Source organism: Pseudomonas sp. S9 (assembly GCF_000222125.1).
GTDB lineage: Bacteria > Pseudomonadota > Gammaproteobacteria > Pseudomonadales > Pseudomonadaceae > Aquipseudomonas > Aquipseudomonas segetis.
The window spans coordinates 527,720-542,522 of sequence record NZ_AFFX01000001.1 but is presented as its reverse complement, the minus strand read 5'-3'; the positions used below and the strand labels follow the sequence as shown (position 1 = coordinate 542,522).

Here is a 14,803-nt window from a genome sequence, read left to right as displayed (position 1 = left end):
TTACGGCTCGTCGACCTTGAAATGCGCGCGAGCAGTTGCAATTGGCTCCGTCTGGTTGGTTTGCCAGGCGGTAATAGCAACGTTGGCGACCCGGCGGCCCTGACGCCACACCTGGCAACGAACGAAGGTGTCACGATAATGACCTGCGCGCAGGTAATCTATCGAGAAGTCGATGATTTTAGGTAAATGTGGAATTTCCATGAACATCAGCAGGTGCAACATTGCCGAGTGCTCCATGAAGCCGGCGATAACCCCGCCGTGAATCGCGGGCAACACCGGATTACCGATGTTGTCTTTATTGGCTGGCAGCCGAAAAACCATGTCATCGCCCATACGCAAGCACTCGATACCGAGCAGGCTGGCGTAGGGAAACAGACTGATCAGCTTGTCGTAATCATTACGCTCATGCGCATCGCGTACACATTGATTGAGGTCGAGGCTCATTGCGCGCCCCCCTGGATGTCTTTTTTCAGATTGCCACCGCCCTGCGCGATCTTGCCCATGCGCATAAAGGTGCCAACCACATGCGCAATAGGTTGCGTGGGATCATCTTGATAGGCATAGCCACGGGTAAAAATAATGTTAGGCGTTACCCGATAGCATTCGGCAAACCCATATACGTTCTTATGCGGCTCTGCGGGATGCATGTAGTCAATACGCAGATCGAGGGTTGGGCAAATCTCGAACTCCGGCAATACACAGACCGTTGAAATACCGCATGTAGTGTCCATCAAGGTGGTGATCGCACCACCGTGAATAACCCCGGTCTCTGGGTTACCAATAATCTGCGGACTGTAGGGCAGGCATAAAGTAAGCCCTTCAGCCGTCGCCTGATGAACCTGTAAACCCAATACCTGACAATGACGTAGCGCGCTTAAAAAACGCTGCGCCCGTTCGAGAATAGCCGACTCACTCATTCTACAGTCCAACCGCAAAAGCCGGCATGATAACGTCTTGTCCCGTGGCAATGCATCGACTCATGCGCAATCAACGCCAGGTCAGCCAATCACTTAGCCGGAATCCTTGTATCCAATAGTGAACTAAAGTCTTAGTGCTGTGTTCAAAGCAGCATGCTTAGGGGAAACCCGGCACTTACGATACTTACAAGGAGTACCTAACCGTGCAAAAACCATTTTCCTATGCCCTTATTCTTGCCTCCATGCTTGCCTTGGGTGCGTGCGAGAAAACCCCGGAAGACAAGATGGAGTCGGCTAAAGAGTCAGTTTCTGAAGCAGCCGAATCCATGAGCGACGCCGCAAAAGACGCCGGCGATGCCATCAAGCAGAAAGCAAACGAAGCCGTTGGCAATGAGCCAACCACTGGCGAAAAAGTCGAAAGCGCGATGGATGATGCATCCGACGCAGTTGAAGAAGCTGGCGACGAAACCAAGGATGCGATTGACGGCAACTAAGTTTTTGCGCCGATAAACAAAGCCCCGCAAATGCGGGGCTTTGTTTTGTCTGACGGCTTTGCTTCAAAGCTTTTACAGCGCAGGCGACAACATCAGCAGCAAGCTACAGAGCAAACCCACCAGCCAGGCCAGGCTGCGCTGCCAGTGCATGTCCGCCCAGTAGAAAACCAGATACAAGACCCGCGCAACCACGAAAATGATCGCCAGGGTATCAATCAGGTAACCCTGGGTCTGGGTCACATGGGCCATCAGGACCCCGACGGCAAACAGCGGAAAGGCCTCGAAGCTGTTCATATGCGCAGCTAGCGCACGCGCGCCGAAGCCTGTGAGCTGCGACTGCTGGGTCCGTGGATGATGATTATCGTAGACGCCTCCGCCCTGCTTCTGCATCGCTTTGGCCACAGGAGCCTTGGCGACGAAAATCAAAAGCGCACTGATGAACACACACCAAAACGGCAGACTCATTCGACTTTCTCCTTAACCGGCTCAATTGTCGGGGTTTGCGTATAGACCATGACTTCCAGCACGTCTGAATGAAACTCGCGGCGATACAGGATCATCACCACACCCGTGGTGACAAGGATGAAAAACCATGGGTTGATAAACCAGGCCAAAGTCGCCATGCCGAAGTAATAGGCGCGCAAACCATAGTTGAACTGGTTGGCCGCCATGGAAATAACCCGCGCCGTGCGCTCACTGAACGCCTTGCGTTCCTGCTCAGTCACATTGCGCTCACCCACCATTGGCGCCGACCCCACCAGGATCGCAGCAAAATTGTACTGGCGCATGCACCAACTGAAGGTGAAAAAGGCGTAGACAAACACCACGCCCAGGCCCAGCAGCTTGACTTCAGACAGGCTGCGGCTGGCTTCCTGCACAAAGGGCAGGTCCGCCAACAACGAGAGCGCCCGGTCCGATGAACCCAGAACAGTGAGGATACCGGCCAGGATAATCAGCGTACTGGATGCAAAAAAAGAAGCGTTACGCTCCAGGTTACCGATGACGTTGGCGTCGGCAATGCGGTTCTCACGCAACAGCATGCGGCGCATCCAGTCTTCACGATACAAATGCAGGACACTGGCCAGGCAAGGCGTGGTCTTGGCTTTTGCCAGGGAATAACGGCTATAGCCGACCCAGCAAATCAAGAACCAAATGACTGCAATTACATGTGGCAGGTGAAAATCACTAATCGGCATGAGTACTCCTTGTTGACCCTGACGATTATAGACAAGGCGCATCCCTCGCTGCCTCATAAAACACCAACCTGCCGAACAAAAAACACCCACTAAAAAGCCGCCTCGTGGGCGGCTCTTAGCGACAAATCGTGCTAGGCGGTGGCGATAGCCTTATGCCCAGCGATCCGATCGACAATGATCGCAACCACCAGTGTTGCCAGCACCGGCAATACCCAGCCCAGGCTCTGCTCTGACAGTGGCAACTGCGAGAAAATGCTCGGCACCAGGTTCTTGAAACCGGCGGCAGACAGTGCAGCTTCAAAGCCGAAGATCAATGCAATCGACATCACCGGGATAAATACCCGGCGCGAAGACAGCCAGAAACGATCAAGCAGGCTCAAGCCAATCAGCACAATCGCCAGCGGATACAAGCCGACCAGGACTGGCACCGACAGGCTGATCAACTGCGTCAATCCCTGGTTCGCCACCAACAAACTGAAGACGCCCAAGGCCACCACAACCACGCGATACGGCAATACTGGCAACAACTCGCTGAAAAACTCACCACAAGCAGTCAGCAGGCCAACCGCCGTAGTCAGGCAGGCCAAGGTAATCACCACCGCAAGCAGCAGGCTGCCAGTGGTGCCGAATGTGTGCTGTACGTAAGCGGTGAGAATCTGCACACCATTCTGCGCCTCTGCGGCAATGCTCTGGCTGGTCGCTCCGAGATAGAACAGTGCGAGATACACCAGCGACAACCCGGTTGCAGCAATCAAACCGGCAATGATCGAGTAACGTGTAACCAGCTTGCTGTCGGTGATACCACGGTCGCGAATCGCCATGGCGATGACAATGCCGAAGACCAGGGCGCCCAGGGTGTCCATGGTCAGGTAGCCCTGCAAGAAGCCTTGTACAAAGGGTGCAGACTGGTATTCAGCGGTGGACTGCCCCACCTCGCCCGCTGGCGACAGCAATGCCGCGCCACCGAGTACCAGCAAGGCGGCAATCAATACCGGCGTAATGAACTTGCCGACACGATCAACCAGGCGTCCCGGATTTAATGACAAGAACATCACCGCGGCAAAATACGCCAAGGTGTATATCAGCAATGCAGAACCATCCGTGCCCGTGAACGGGGCGATCCCCATTTCAAAGGAAACCACTGCGGTACGAGGGGTCGCGAACAATGGGCCAATCGCCAGATAAACCGCCACGGCAAACACTATGCCCGCCGCCTTACCCAATGGCGCTGTCAGCAATGCCATGCCGCCACCGACACGGGCCAACGCCACGATGGTCAACAATGGCAGGCCTACGCCAGTGAGCAAGAAGCCAAACGCGGCCATTCCCATGTTGCCGCCAGCAGCCATGCCTGCACTGGGTGGGAAAATAATATTGCCTGCACCTAGAAAAAGCGCAAACGTCATGAAGCCAAGGGCCAGGAGATCCGAGCCTTTTAAACGAGTCATAAAGGGGAATACCACATGCAGAAAATAATGAGTTCCGAGGGTTTCCCGAAGGATCGGGGGAAACGTCGCCGTGCAGGTTAAGCACAACCACTGGGATGCCGAAGGCTTCTTGTGAAAGCCCCACCAATTAATCGTTGTAATACTAACGAATTCAGCCGTGGAACGGCATTGACACAAGCCTGGGTGTCGAAGCGCAATAACTTGGTGTCGCATCGACTACTTTTATCAGCAAGACATTGACGACCGGTCAATCACCAACGTCCAGGGCCACGCACCTGCAGGCACAAAAAACCCGGCACTAAGGCCGGGTTCTGCTGCTAAAAGCTCAGATCAAACTGGAGCTTTGGCGCGCGACTTGTACTCGCCAGTGCGGGTGTCGATTTCGATCCAGTCGTCGATCTCGCAGAAGTCAGCAACCTTGACTTCAGTACCGTTGCTCAGCTTGGCTGGCTTCATCACTTTGCCAGAAGTGTCGCCGCGAGCGGAGCCTTCGGTGTAGGTGATCTGGCGAACGATAGTGGTCGGCAGGTCAACGGAAACAACTTTGCCTTCGAAGAAAACGGCTTCGCAGACATCAGTCATGCCGTCAACGATGTAAGGCAGGACGCTTTCGAGGTCTTCTTTGTTCAACTCGTACTGGTTGAACTCTTCGTCCATGAACACGTAGTTAGGCTCGCTGTAGTACGAGTAAGTCACGTCGATACGGTCCAGGATCACAGGCTCGAGCTTGTCGTCAGCCTTGTAGACGGTTTCGGTCGAGGAACCCGTCAACAGGTTGCGCAGCTTCATTTTTACGATGGCGCTGTTACGACCGGATTTGGTGAACTCGGCCTTCTGGATAAGCCAAGGTTGGCCGTCGATCAGAGCCACACTGTTGGGCTTCATTTCTTGTGCGGTTTTCATACTAGTATCCGGATATGAATGGGGTTACAGAATTCGTAGGTGGCGTATCATATCCAATTTTGCTGAAACTGCACCAGCGCGGCAGCAAGATCTGTGCGAGAAGCCTGTTCCAGACACCATTTTTCTGCATGAACGGTCAGTTCTTCGGCCTGCTCCTGCCACAAGGACCAGCTTTGAGTCATCATTTGCCCGCCATTCCAGTCGCGCCATAGCGCCAACAATGCCTCGCGGGCCGGTGCCGACAAGCCTTGGCTGTAAAGTTGCAAAAACGCATCAAGCTTGTCCCAATGCGCGCCCTCCTCTTGCGGATAGATATGCCAAAGCATGGGTCTTCCTGCCCACTGCGCGCGCAAGAAAGAGTCTTCGCCGCGCACCGCGTTAAAATCGCAGCTCCACAGCAACCGGTCGTATTGGCTTTGCTCAAGGAAAGGCAGGACGTTGACCTGCAACTGACCACGCACCCGGCAATCACCAGCTCGCAATTGCGGGCCTCCGAGCCAGCGCTCGACATCCTTGAGGATTCGCCCTTCCGGAACCAGGAGCTGGGTTGTCGATTGCATGGCCGCCAGCCCATCAAGCCAACTGCCTAGCGCTGCATTCTCGTAGGCGAATAGCGAGATCAGCCGCGCCCCGGCAACAGGCTCAACCGCCAATTCGCGCAAAAAGCGTGCTGCAGCCCCCGCATCCGCCTGGAATGCATGTCGCTCGGCGATCAGCCCAGTCTCCCGCAGCAGACCGCCGGTTTGGCCAGTAAAGCCTGGGAAGAAGAAATATTTTTGCAGGCCATTGGACTGCATTGATGGCAAACCATGACAGCCGTCGACCCATTCTTCGGCACTCAGGTATTCCAGGTTCAGCCACAGTGGCTTGGGTTCACGCGCTGCCATTGCCGCCACGTAGGCATCTGGCAGGTGACAGGCAAAGCCTTCAACCACCACATCGCCAGGCTCAATCGCTGTCCACTGGCCATGCCAGGCATGAATGGCAACACCGTGCTGGACCTGAGAATCAAGTCGTGGATCCACTGCAGGGCAAATCCGGGCAAAGGCGCTGAGATCATCCACCCACAAGCGCACGGCCAGGGCATGCTCGGCAACCAGTTGCCTGGCCAACCGCCAAGTCACCCCGATATCACCGAAGTTATCTACCACACTGCAGAAAATATCCCACTTCACAGCACGCACCGTTCACATTCGATGCGCCAGTTTAACCCGTGCCACCTGACGCAACATCGTCGGCAGACTACGCAGTTCAAATAAATCGCCATGCCGGTTGGAAATTGCGGACAAAGAAAACCCGCCACAAGGGCGGGTAAAGGGAGGAGCAACACAAGGAGTAAAGCGAAACGGTAAAACTATGGCTGGACTCGATAATCAGGCAGCAAATGACTGGAGACCCTTATGACGCATGAGCAGCTCGAATTCCCATACCGACTGGTTGGCAATGGCAGCATCAAGGGATGTGAAAGGTCCTGACTTTTGCACGCCATCAACTACGACATACCAACAGGCTATGGATCCTGCGGCCCGTAACGCCGCCGGTACTGCACTGCCTACTACTGACATGATGTTGATGTGTGACATGGTCGCCTCCAGAACTTTGCTTGGGACAAACGATATGCCAGAGGCCCCCGGAGGAGAAATCAGTCGAATTGATAGTCGTTATCTATAGAAAGCATGCCCCTGTTTGTAACATTCAAATCAACGAGCAAGCCGCTGCCAGCCCGGCCTTCAAACCCGTGCCTTGATCAGACATTGACTGCCGGTTTAGGCGAAAAACGATCACAACGAACAAATTTGATCGATAAACGAACGCTTTACAACAAAGCACACAATGCCAAACCCAGCTTGGATAAAGCCACTAAACCCTTAATAAACAGCTAGTTATCCAATAAAAACCATAGCAATGCCTGGTTTGGATGCTGGCACCTTAGCCAATAAGCTAGTTGACCAAACTAACCAGTTGGTACATTTTCTCCCCAAGCGTTCCGGGCATTGCACCCAGAACCACAAAAATAAAACCGGAGTACCTTTTTAATGCCTCGCACCCTCTTGGTTCTTAACGGGCCAAACCTGAACATGCTCGGCACACGCGAGCCTGCAACCTACGGCCACGAAACCCTGGCCGATATCGCCGAACTCTGCCGCCACAGCGCCGAACAGCATGGGTTTGAGTGTCAGTTCCTGCAGACCAACCACGAAGGCGAGTTGATCAACTGGATACACGAGGCACGTGGCCGCTGTGCAGGGATTGTCATAAACCCTGCGGCCTGGACCCACACCTCGGTGGCCATTCGCGATGCGCTGGTCGCCAGCGAAGTGCCGGTGATCGAAGTACACCTGTCCAACGTGCACAAGCGCGAAGCTTTTCGTCATCATTCATTCGTTTCAGCAATAGCGGTTGGGGTGATTTGCGGCCTCGGCAGCAACGGCTATCGCCTGGCGATCGAACACTTCGCTCATCTTCTGCAGGACTAACTTCTATGCCGTCCCCAAGTACCGCCAGCATCCTGGCCGGCCTCATTGGCGCAGGAATCCAGGCCTCGCGCACCCCCGCCCTGCACGAACATGAAGCCGACGCCCAAGGCGTACGTTGCCTGTACCGGTTGATTGACCTGGATGCCTTGCAACTGGATTTGAACGCCCTGCCTGAACTCATCAGCGCGGCGCAGCACACCGGCTTCACCGGACTCAACATCACCTTCCCCTGCAAGCAGGCAGTGATCCCGCTGCTTGACGAACTCTCACCCGAGGCCCGTGGTATTGGCGCAGTCAACACTGTTGTCTTTGCCAATGGCAAGCGGATCGGCCACAACACCGACTGCCTTGGCTTTGCTGAAGGTTTCCGCCGTGGCCTGGCCGACGTTGCTCGTGAGCAGGTCGTGCAGATGGGGGCCGGTGGCGCTGGTGCGGCAGTCGCGCACGCATTGCTCAGCGAAGGCGTGCGGCGACTGATTATTTTTGATGTCGACGCCAGCCGGGCACAAAACCTTGTCGATAACCTGAACCAGAACTTTCCCGGCGACCGTGCCCAGCTTGGTGTAGACCTTGCCGATGCAATGCAGAACGCCAACGGACTGGTCAATACGACGCCAATGGGCATGGTCAAGCTGCCCGGCATGCCGGTGCCAAAAGCATTGTTGCGTGCTGACCTGTGGGTTGCCGAGATTGTCTACTTCCCACTCGAAACCGAGCTGCTGCGTGAAGCCCGAGCGCTGGGTTGCCGCACGCTGGACGGCAGCGCCATGGCGGTATTCCAGGCGGTCAAGGCGTTTGAGCTGTTCAGTGGTTTACAAGCAGATGCACAGCGCATGCAGCAACATTTCCACGGCATGGGCTGAGTGATCGGCGCTGAGGCTTAACAATAAGAATGGCACCGGGTGCGCTGCACACTGGCTAGCCTTGTGAGGTCGAAATGACAAAAATCGTCAACCTGTACTTTAGCCTGCTCAAACTGATCATCGTCCTGTGCATGGGTGTAATGGTGGTCATGGTCTTTGGCAACGTGGTCATGCGCTACGCCTTCAACTCCGGCATTACTGTTTCAGAAGAGCTCTCACGCTGGCTGTTCGTGCTGATGGTGTTCCTTGGTGCGCTGGTTGCCTTGCGCGAGCGCAGTCACCTGGGCCTGGACCTGATCATCAAGAAAATGCCAGCGGCAGGACGCAACCTGTTCCTGGCCCTTGGCCACCTGATGATGCTCTTGATTGCCTGGCTGATACTCAGCGGCAGCTGGCAGCAGGCAAAGATCAACCTTGATGTCGCCGCGCCCGCCTCTGGCCTGTCGATGGCCTGGTTCTATGGCATTGGCGTGGTGTTCGGAGCGAGCGCGATCCCAATCATCACCTACGACCTGATACTGGCACTGCGCGGACGCCTGCCCCAAGGCAAGTCCGAAATCGAATCAACACAGTTACCTGACAACGAGGGGATCAAGTCATGACCCTGGCCCTGTTTCTCGGCACCCTGCTTGGCACCATGGCGCTGGGCATACCGATCGCCTTTGCCCTGCTGATGGTGAGCGTTGCGCTGATGTGGCAGCTGGATTTGTTCGATGCCCAGATCATCGCGCAGAACCTGCTTAATGGCGCCGATAGCTTCCCTTTGCTGGCTGTGCCATTTTTCATGCTGGCTGGCGAGATCATGAACGCTGGCGGCCTGTCCAAACGCATCGTCAACATTGCCATGGCCTTGGTTGGCCACAAGCGTGGTGGCCTCGGCTATTTAGCCATTATCGCTTCATGTCTGCTGGCTTCGCTGTCCGGCTCTGCGGTTGCCGACGCTGCTGCCCTGGCGGCGCTGTTGGTGCCGATGATGGTACAGGCCGGGCATAATCGCGAGCGCGCTGCCGGGCTCATTGCCTCTGGCGGCATCATTGCCCCGATCATTCCACCAAGTATCGGCTTTATCGTCTTTGGTGTTGCTTCCGGCGTGTCGATCTCCAAGCTATTTCTCGCAGGCATAGTGCCAGGCATCATGCTCGGCGGCGCGTTGGCAATTGCCTGGTGGTTTGTTTCACGCAGTGAAAACGTTGAAGTTCCCGCCAAGCGTAGCCGCCAAGAGGTCATCAAGACCTTGCTTGACGGCAGTTGGGCCATGGGTCTGCCGATCATCATTATTGTCGGCCTCAAATTCGGTATCTTCACCCCGACCGAGGCGGCCGTGGTTGCGGCAGTCTATGCCTTGTTCGTGTCACTGGTGATCTACCGCGAGCTGAAGATAAGCCAGCTGTTTGAAGTCGTGCTGTCTGCTGCCAAGACCACCTCGGTGGTGATGCTGCTGGTCGCGGCGGCCATGGTTTCCTCATGGCTGGTGACTATCGCCGACCTGCCTGGCCAACTGACCGACTTGCTCGAACCATTCCTTGAGTCGCCAACCCTGTTGCTGCTGATGGTCATGCTGCTGATCATCCTGGTCGGCATGGTCATGGACATGACGCCCTCGATCCTGATTCTGACGCCGGTATTAATGCCAGTGATGAAACAAGCAGGCATCGACCCGGTTTACTTTGGCGTACTGTTTTTGGTCAACACCTCCATTGGACTCATCACTCCGCCAGTGGGCACTGTGCTCAACGTGGTATGTGGCGTATCCAAGCTGCGTATTGATGAAATTACCCGAGGCGTCTGGCCGTTCCTGCTGGCACAGGTGATCGTCCTGATACTTCTTGTCCTGTTCCCCCAACTGGTTCTGGGTCCGTTGAAGTTTTTCACCGGTTGAACCTGTGATCCACCGCAAGCCCCGTAACTCAAACAATAACGATGGAGTGCCTTACTCATGAACAACTGGCTTAAACCACTGCTGACCTCCGCCTGTCTCGCAGGCTTACTGCTCAACAGCCTGTCTGCCCATGCAGAAATTGGCGAGCACACACTGCGTTTTGCTTTCCAGAACGTTAAAGAGCACCCGCAGGGCCAAGGCGCACAGAAGTTTGCCGACCTGGTCAAGGAGAAAAGCGGTGGCAAGATGAAGGTCCGCCTGTTTGCCGGCGGCGTGCTCGGTGGCGACCTGCAAACCGTTTCCGCACTGCAAGGTGCAACCCTGGACCTGACCGTGCTCAACTCCGGAATTCTTGCAGCCCAGGTGCCGGAGTTTGCCCTGCTCGACTTCCCGTTCCTGTTCAACAACACCGCCGAGGCCCAAGCCGTGATTGATGGCCCGGTTGGCCAGGAACTGTCCAAGCGTTTGGAAGGCAAAGGCCTTAAAACCCTGGGCTACTGGGACCTTGGTTTCCGCAACCTGACCAACAGCAAGCACCCAGTAGCCAAATGGGAAGATATGGCTGGCTTGAAGATTCGTGTAATCCAGTCCCCCATCTACCTGGAAACCTTCAAGGCCCTGGGTGCAAACCCAGTGCCAATGCCATTCCCCGAGGTGTACACCGGCCTTGAGCAACGCACTGTAGACGGCCAGGAAAACCCGTTCACCGTGATCAAGGGCAACAAGTTCAACGAAGTGCAGAAATACCTCTCGGTAACTCAGCACATCTACAACCCACAGTCGTTCATCATTGGCGAAAAGAGCTGGGCCAAGCTCAACCCCGAGGAACAGGCCGTCATTGTGGATGCAGCCAAGGAAGCAACTGCCTACCAGCGCAAGATTACCGCGGCAGCCCAAGATGCAGCCTATGCAGAACTGTCGAAAGACATGCAGGCCAACGCTGTGACCCCGGCTGAGATGGATCGCTTCCGCGAGAAGGTCAAGCCTGTTATCGAGCAGTTCTCCAAAGACATGGACCCGGCTCTGGTCAAGGCCATGTACGACTCAGTCGAGAAGACCCGCGCAGCGCACTAAACCGGCGCTTTGCCACCCACAAAAAAACGGCCAGCTGGCCGTTTTTTTGTGGCTTACAATTGATCAGCGCTGAAGAAAGCCCAGGACCGACTCACAGATCATGCGCTTTTGCCGCTGCTTGACTTCATCGTCTTGCAAGTCGATCTGGAAGATTGAGCTGAAGGTGTGGCGGTTTGAAACCCTATAAAAGCTGAATGAGCTGATCAACATATGCACATCAACCGGATCAAGGCCCTGGCGGAACAGCCCGGCTTCGGCGCCACGATCAAGGATTTCGCCCAGCGACTTGAGCACATGGCTGCTCATGGTACGAATGGTTTCCGACTGGCCGACATACTGGCCAAAGTTGATGTTTTCGATACTGACGATGCGCACGAAGTCGACATTGCGGTCATGGTGATCGAAGGTGAACTCGACCAAGCGGCGTATCGCCTCGACGGGCCCCAACTTGCCTAGGTGCAAGCTCTGCTCAGTAGAACGAATGTCGCCGTAAAGTTTTTCCAAAGTAGCCTGGTAGAGCTGCTCCTTGCTGCCGAAATAGTAATAGATCATGCGTTTCGAGGTATGCGTGCGCTCGGCAATGGCATCTACGCGCGCCCCGGATAGACCAAACTGGACAAACTCGGTGATTGCAGCCTGGAGGATATTTTCGCGGGTTTTCTCGGGATTGTTCTTGCGGCTTTTGCGTGGCGCGCTCACTGCGCCCTCGGCAAGCCCTGTTGTTGTTGTCATAGTTAACCGATCGCTTGAATTCGTTGATGATGATTATGGTCGTGTCCGTGCAACGAAGAAAGCCCGGCACTGTTAGGTGCCGGGCCGGTTCCGGTCAACGACTACAAGCGCTTTTTGCCACCTGCCCCGCTTCGGGCCTTGGCCATGGCTGCGAGCCGCACCGCAACGTTGGCGGCGCCATAACCGATATAGCCGTTTTTACGCTGCAATAGCTCGAAGAAAAACCGGTCTTCAAAAGGCTCGGTATACACATGGAACAGTTCGCCACCCTGGGCATCACGGTCGTAAAGCACATTGTAATAGGCCAACTCGCTTAAGAACTCGTCATCAAAATCGAAACGAGCGGCCAGGTCATCGTAGTAATTGAGGGGAATATCCAACAAGGGCACGCCAGCATCCTTGGCGCGATTGATCTCGGTGAACAAGTCATCACAGGAAAACGCGATGTGATGCACCCCCGAGCCACGATAGCTCGACAGGGCATGAGAAATCGCAGTATTGCGGTTCTCGGAAATGTTCAACGGCAAGCGGACACTGCCATTGCGGCTGCGCAAGGCACGACTTTTGACCAGGCCATAGGGGTCGGGCAGCACCACTTCGTCATCCGCTTCAAAGTCAAAGACGCTCTTGTAGAACAGCACCCAAGTGTCGAGATTATCTGCAGGTAAAGCCAAGGCCATGTGGTCGATGCGCTGCAAGTTGCCCTTTGGCTCGGCCTGTGGATCGACGATAAAGTCACTGTCATAGATAGTTGCGCCCTCAGGCGACTTGTCGAGCAGATATACCAGGCTGCCATCTGGTGCTCGCACCGCTGGAATTTCACGCTCGTTTGGACCGACCAGGCCGCGATAAGGCTGGGCCTTGAACTGCCGGGCGCGCTCCAGTGAGTCACTGGCATTACGCACCCTCAGGGCGGTCGCGCACAGCGATGGCCCGTGGGCCTCGAAAAAGCCATGGGCAAAGGAGTAAGGCTCGGCATTGAGCACGATATTGATATCGCCCTGACGCATCAGGCTGACATCCTTGGAGCGGTGCTGGCCGGCATGGACAAAGCCCAGGCGTTCCAGCCAATTGCCCAGCCTGCTGCCTAGATCGCTGTCGACCGCGAACTCAAGAAACTCAACACCGTCGTATTGGCTGGCAGCCGGAGGATCGAACAACAGTCCAAGATCCGGCTGTGCGACCTCGACCTGTTCGCGAGCCTGTTTTTCAAGCAAATCGCGGGTCTTCTCTTCCAGATACTGGGGAGCCTGTTTTTCAAGCAAATCGCGGGTCTTCTCTTCCAGATACAGCAATGAACGCAAGCCATCGGCGGCGTTTGCCCGTGGAGGTGCCGCACGGAAGCCATCGTTGAATATTTCCAGGGATAACGGGCCGTTGTAACCCGTGCGCAGAATCGGAGCAAGGAAACCTGCCAGGTCAAACTCCCCCTGCCCCGGGAAGCAGCGGAAATGCCGACTCCACTCCAGTACATCCATGGCCAGGATAGGTGCATCGGCCATCTGCACGAAGAAAATCTTGTCGCCGGGAATATTGGCAATGGCTGCAGGATCGCCCTTGAGCGACAGGGTGTGGAAACTGTCGAGCAAGACACCCAGCGCCGGATGGTTGGCCTGACGCACGATATCCCAGACTTGCTGGTAGCTATTGACGTGGCGCCCCCAGGCCAGGGCTTCATAGCCGATGCGCAGGTCACGGGCGCCGGCGCGCTCGGCCAGCAGGCTCAGGTCATCAATCAGGATCTGCTCATCACCCAATGAATCAGCAGCGACATTGCTGCACACCAACACCAGATCGGTGCCCAGTTCCTGCATCAGGTCAAACTTGCGTTCAGCTCGATCAAGGTTGCGCTGCAAGCGTTCACGACGGCAGCCCTCGAAGTCCCTAAATGGCTGGAACAAGGTGATGGCGATACCCAGATCGGCGCACATCTTGCGCACCTCACGCGGGCTGCCCGCATAGTAGAGCAAGTCGTTTTCGAAAATCTCCACACCGTCAAAACCGGCTGCGGCAATGGCTTCAAGCTTTTCTGGCAGAGTACCGCTCAAGGACACGGTGGCAATCGAACGCTGCATGCACAAACTCCTGTTTTTATTAGCACTGCCGGACCTGGCGCGGCACCTATTGAAGTACCTGACCTCAGACAGTCAATGGCGCTATCGAGCAGAATCGGATCAGGGTACATGGAGTATTCGAGCTTGCGCCCAATACCGCAAACACTTTGTACTAAACGGTTACCTTTATGTTCGATTATCGAACAAACACATGCGCTACTCTTTCAGCCACGTTTCTAGATACTGGCCAAATAGCCATATACGGCATGAAAACCGCGAATTAACAGGCAGAAATGACTGAGCGCAAACAAAATTATGTACTGAATAGTTAATTAGCCGTTCGTTTATCGAACGAAACAGCTTAAAACGAATTGCGCAACCGGCAATGAAGCCGTTCGTTTATCGAACGAAACAGCTTAAAACGAATTGCGCAACCGGAAATGACCTTCCACTATCAAGGCCTGAATGAAGCGCGCTGCCCCACGACAGACGCCTTTATCGATGTGCCAATAAATACAAATAAAGGTTCATTGCCATGTTCACACTCCCTCGCAGTCCCATGTTTGTGCGCAGCATTGCCAAAGGGCGCAACACGCTTTGCGCCGATACCCGACTTGCCACCGACCAGGCCACGCAGGGCGCATGCCCCTGACGCGCCGGTATAGCGTTGCGACTTCTGTCAATTCGCTCGCGCACGCCATTTAAATCCAGCAAAGCATCCCGCCTTGAGCCGTTCACCCGGCGAAATGGCATGACTGCGCTCGTC

General features: G+C 55.3%; 16 protein-coding genes. 6 read left to right on the top strand and 10 right to left on the bottom strand.

The window, feature by feature from the left end:
* Together PSES9_RS0102490 and PSES9_RS0102485 are read right to left on the bottom strand one after the other, a co-directional pair.
* Nucleotides 1-444 carry a PaaI family thioesterase gene (locus tag PSES9_RS0102490; protein ID WP_010483660.1) on the bottom strand — a complete coding sequence of 148 codons (444 nt, stop codon included), beginning with the start codon at nt 442-444 and terminating at the stop codon, nt 1-3.
* Nucleotides 441-917: a PaaI family thioesterase gene (locus tag PSES9_RS0102485; protein WP_010483658.1), complete on the bottom strand. Its 477-nt coding sequence runs from the start codon at nt 915-917 to the stop codon at nt 441-443. Before PSES9_RS0102485 ends, PSES9_RS0102490 begins: the two co-directional genes overlap by 4 nt.
* Nucleotides 918-1,120: 203 nt before the next feature.
* On the opposite strand from PSES9_RS0102485, the gene PSES9_RS0102480 reads away from it, so the two are divergent.
* Complete coding sequence (locus tag PSES9_RS0102480; RefSeq protein ID WP_010483656.1) at nt 1,121-1,411, top strand: hypothetical protein; 291 nt, start codon at nt 1,121-1,123, stop codon at nt 1,409-1,411.
* Between the two features lie 72 nt (nt 1,412-1,483).
* On the opposite strand, the gene PSES9_RS0102475 is transcribed toward PSES9_RS0102480, so the two are convergent.
* The 6 genes from PSES9_RS0102475 to PSES9_RS0102450 form a co-directional block, all read right to left on the bottom strand.
* Complete coding sequence (locus PSES9_RS0102475; RefSeq protein ID WP_010483654.1) at nt 1,484-1,876, bottom strand: MAPEG family protein; 393 nt, start codon at nt 1,874-1,876, stop codon at nt 1,484-1,486.
* Entirely contained in the window at nt 1,873-2,607 is a 735-nt protein-coding gene (locus PSES9_RS0102470) for a DUF599 domain-containing protein (protein ID WP_010483652.1), read from the bottom strand. The genes PSES9_RS0102475 and PSES9_RS0102470 overlap by 4 nt, the downstream gene beginning before the upstream one ends.
* 131 nt (nt 2,608-2,738) lie before the next feature.
* Nucleotides 2,739-4,055, bottom strand: coding sequence for a branched-chain amino acid transport system II carrier protein (brnQ, locus tag PSES9_RS0102465; RefSeq protein WP_010483651.1), 1,317 nt, complete (start codon nt 4,053-4,055; stop codon nt 2,739-2,741).
* 330 nt (nt 4,056-4,385) lie between these two features.
* A complete protein-coding gene (gene efp / locus PSES9_RS0102460) occupies nt 4,386-4,958 on the bottom strand; it encodes an elongation factor P (protein WP_010483650.1) in 573 nt (190 codons plus the stop codon).
* A 47-nt stretch (nt 4,959-5,005) separates the two neighbouring features.
* Entirely contained in the window at nt 5,006-6,142 is a 1,137-nt protein-coding gene (earP, locus tag PSES9_RS0102455) for an elongation factor P maturation arginine rhamnosyltransferase EarP (RefSeq protein ID WP_010483649.1), read from the bottom strand.
* A gap of 189 nt (nt 6,143-6,331) precedes the next feature.
* A complete protein-coding gene (locus PSES9_RS0102450) occupies nt 6,332-6,541 on the bottom strand; it encodes a hypothetical protein (protein ID WP_010483647.1) in 210 nt (69 codons plus the stop codon).
* A 453-nt stretch (nt 6,542-6,994) separates the two neighbouring features.
* Here PSES9_RS0102450 and aroQ point away from each other — a divergent pair, with 453 nt between their 5' ends.
* The 5 genes from aroQ to PSES9_RS0102425 all read left to right on the top strand — a co-directional run bounded on the left by aroQ (nt 6,995) and on the right by PSES9_RS0102425 (nt 11,251).
* On the top strand, nt 6,995-7,435 hold the full coding sequence (gene aroQ / locus PSES9_RS0102445) for a type II 3-dehydroquinate dehydratase (protein WP_010483645.1): 441 nt from the start codon (nt 6,995-6,997) through the stop codon (nt 7,433-7,435).
* Between the two features lie 5 nt (nt 7,436-7,440).
* Nucleotides 7,441-8,298 carry a shikimate dehydrogenase gene (locus tag PSES9_RS0102440; protein WP_010483643.1) on the top strand — a complete coding sequence of 286 codons (858 nt, stop codon included), beginning with the start codon at nt 7,441-7,443 and terminating at the stop codon, nt 8,296-8,298.
* Nucleotides 8,299-8,372: 74 nt separating this feature from the next.
* The gene (locus tag PSES9_RS0102435) at nt 8,373-8,900 is read left to right on the top strand and encodes a TRAP transporter small permease (RefSeq protein WP_010483641.1); all 528 of its coding nucleotides are present in this window, start codon (nt 8,373-8,375) and stop codon (nt 8,898-8,900) included.
* Entirely contained in the window at nt 8,897-10,177 is a 1,281-nt protein-coding gene (locus tag PSES9_RS0102430) for a TRAP transporter large permease subunit (RefSeq protein ID WP_010483638.1), read from the top strand. The genes PSES9_RS0102435 and PSES9_RS0102430 overlap by 4 nt, the downstream gene beginning before the upstream one ends.
* Before the next feature lie 57 nt (nt 10,178-10,234).
* On the top strand, nt 10,235-11,251 hold the full coding sequence (locus PSES9_RS0102425; RefSeq protein ID WP_010483636.1) for a TRAP transporter substrate-binding protein: 1,017 nt from the start codon (nt 10,235-10,237) through the stop codon (nt 11,249-11,251).
* Between the two features lie 63 nt (nt 11,252-11,314).
* Here the strand turns inward: PSES9_RS0102425 and PSES9_RS0102420 are convergent, their stop codons facing one another.
* Both PSES9_RS0102420 and PSES9_RS0102415 read right to left on the bottom strand, forming a co-directional pair.
* Nucleotides 11,315-11,983, bottom strand: a complete 669-nt coding sequence (locus PSES9_RS0102420) for a TetR family transcriptional regulator (protein ID WP_010483635.1) — start codon at nt 11,981-11,983, stop codon at nt 11,315-11,317.
* 101 nt (nt 11,984-12,084) lie between these two features.
* On the bottom strand, nt 12,085-14,058 hold the full coding sequence (locus PSES9_RS0102415; protein WP_010483633.1) for a bifunctional sugar phosphate isomerase/epimerase/4-hydroxyphenylpyruvate dioxygenase family protein: 1,974 nt from the start codon (nt 14,056-14,058) through the stop codon (nt 12,085-12,087).
* Nucleotides 14,059-14,803 lie beyond the last annotated feature (745 nt).

Coding starts and splice junctions, on each gene's coding strand:
- PSES9_RS0102490 (WP_010483660.1), bottom strand. CDS start 444: ATGAGCCTCGACCTCAATCAATGTGTACGCGATGCGCATGAGCGTAAT.
- PSES9_RS0102485 (WP_010483658.1), bottom strand. CDS start 917: ATGAGTGAGTCGGCTATTCTCGAACGGGCGCAGCGTTTTTTAAGCGCG.
- PSES9_RS0102475 (WP_010483654.1), bottom strand. CDS start 1,876: ATGAGTCTGCCGTTTTGGTGTGTGTTCATCAGTGCGCTTTTGATTTTC.
- PSES9_RS0102470 (WP_010483652.1), bottom strand. CDS start 2,607: ATGCCGATTAGTGATTTTCACCTGCCACATGTAATTGCAGTCATTTGG.
- brnQ (WP_010483651.1), bottom strand. CDS start 4,055: ATGACTCGTTTAAAAGGCTCGGATCTCCTGGCCCTTGGCTTCATGACG.
- efp (WP_010483650.1), bottom strand. CDS start 4,958: ATGAAAACCGCACAAGAAATGAAGCCCAACAGTGTGGCTCTGATCGAC.
- PSES9_RS0102450 (WP_010483647.1), bottom strand. CDS start 6,541: ATGTCACACATCAACATCATGTCAGTAGTAGGCAGTGCAGTACCGGCG.
- aroQ (WP_010483645.1), top strand. CDS start 6,995: ATGCCTCGCACCCTCTTGGTTCTTAACGGGCCAAACCTGAACATGCTC.
- PSES9_RS0102440 (WP_010483643.1), top strand. CDS start 7,441: ATGCCGTCCCCAAGTACCGCCAGCATCCTGGCCGGCCTCATTGGCGCA.
- PSES9_RS0102435 (WP_010483641.1), top strand. CDS start 8,373: ATGACAAAAATCGTCAACCTGTACTTTAGCCTGCTCAAACTGATCATC.
- PSES9_RS0102430 (WP_010483638.1), top strand. CDS start 8,897: ATGACCCTGGCCCTGTTTCTCGGCACCCTGCTTGGCACCATGGCGCTG.
- PSES9_RS0102425 (WP_010483636.1), top strand. CDS start 10,235: ATGAACAACTGGCTTAAACCACTGCTGACCTCCGCCTGTCTCGCAGGC.
- PSES9_RS0102420 (WP_010483635.1), bottom strand. CDS start 11,983: ATGACAACAACAACAGGGCTTGCCGAGGGCGCAGTGAGCGCGCCACGC.
- PSES9_RS0102415 (WP_010483633.1), bottom strand. CDS start 14,058: ATGCAGCGTTCGATTGCCACCGTGTCCTTGAGCGGTACTCTGCCAGAA.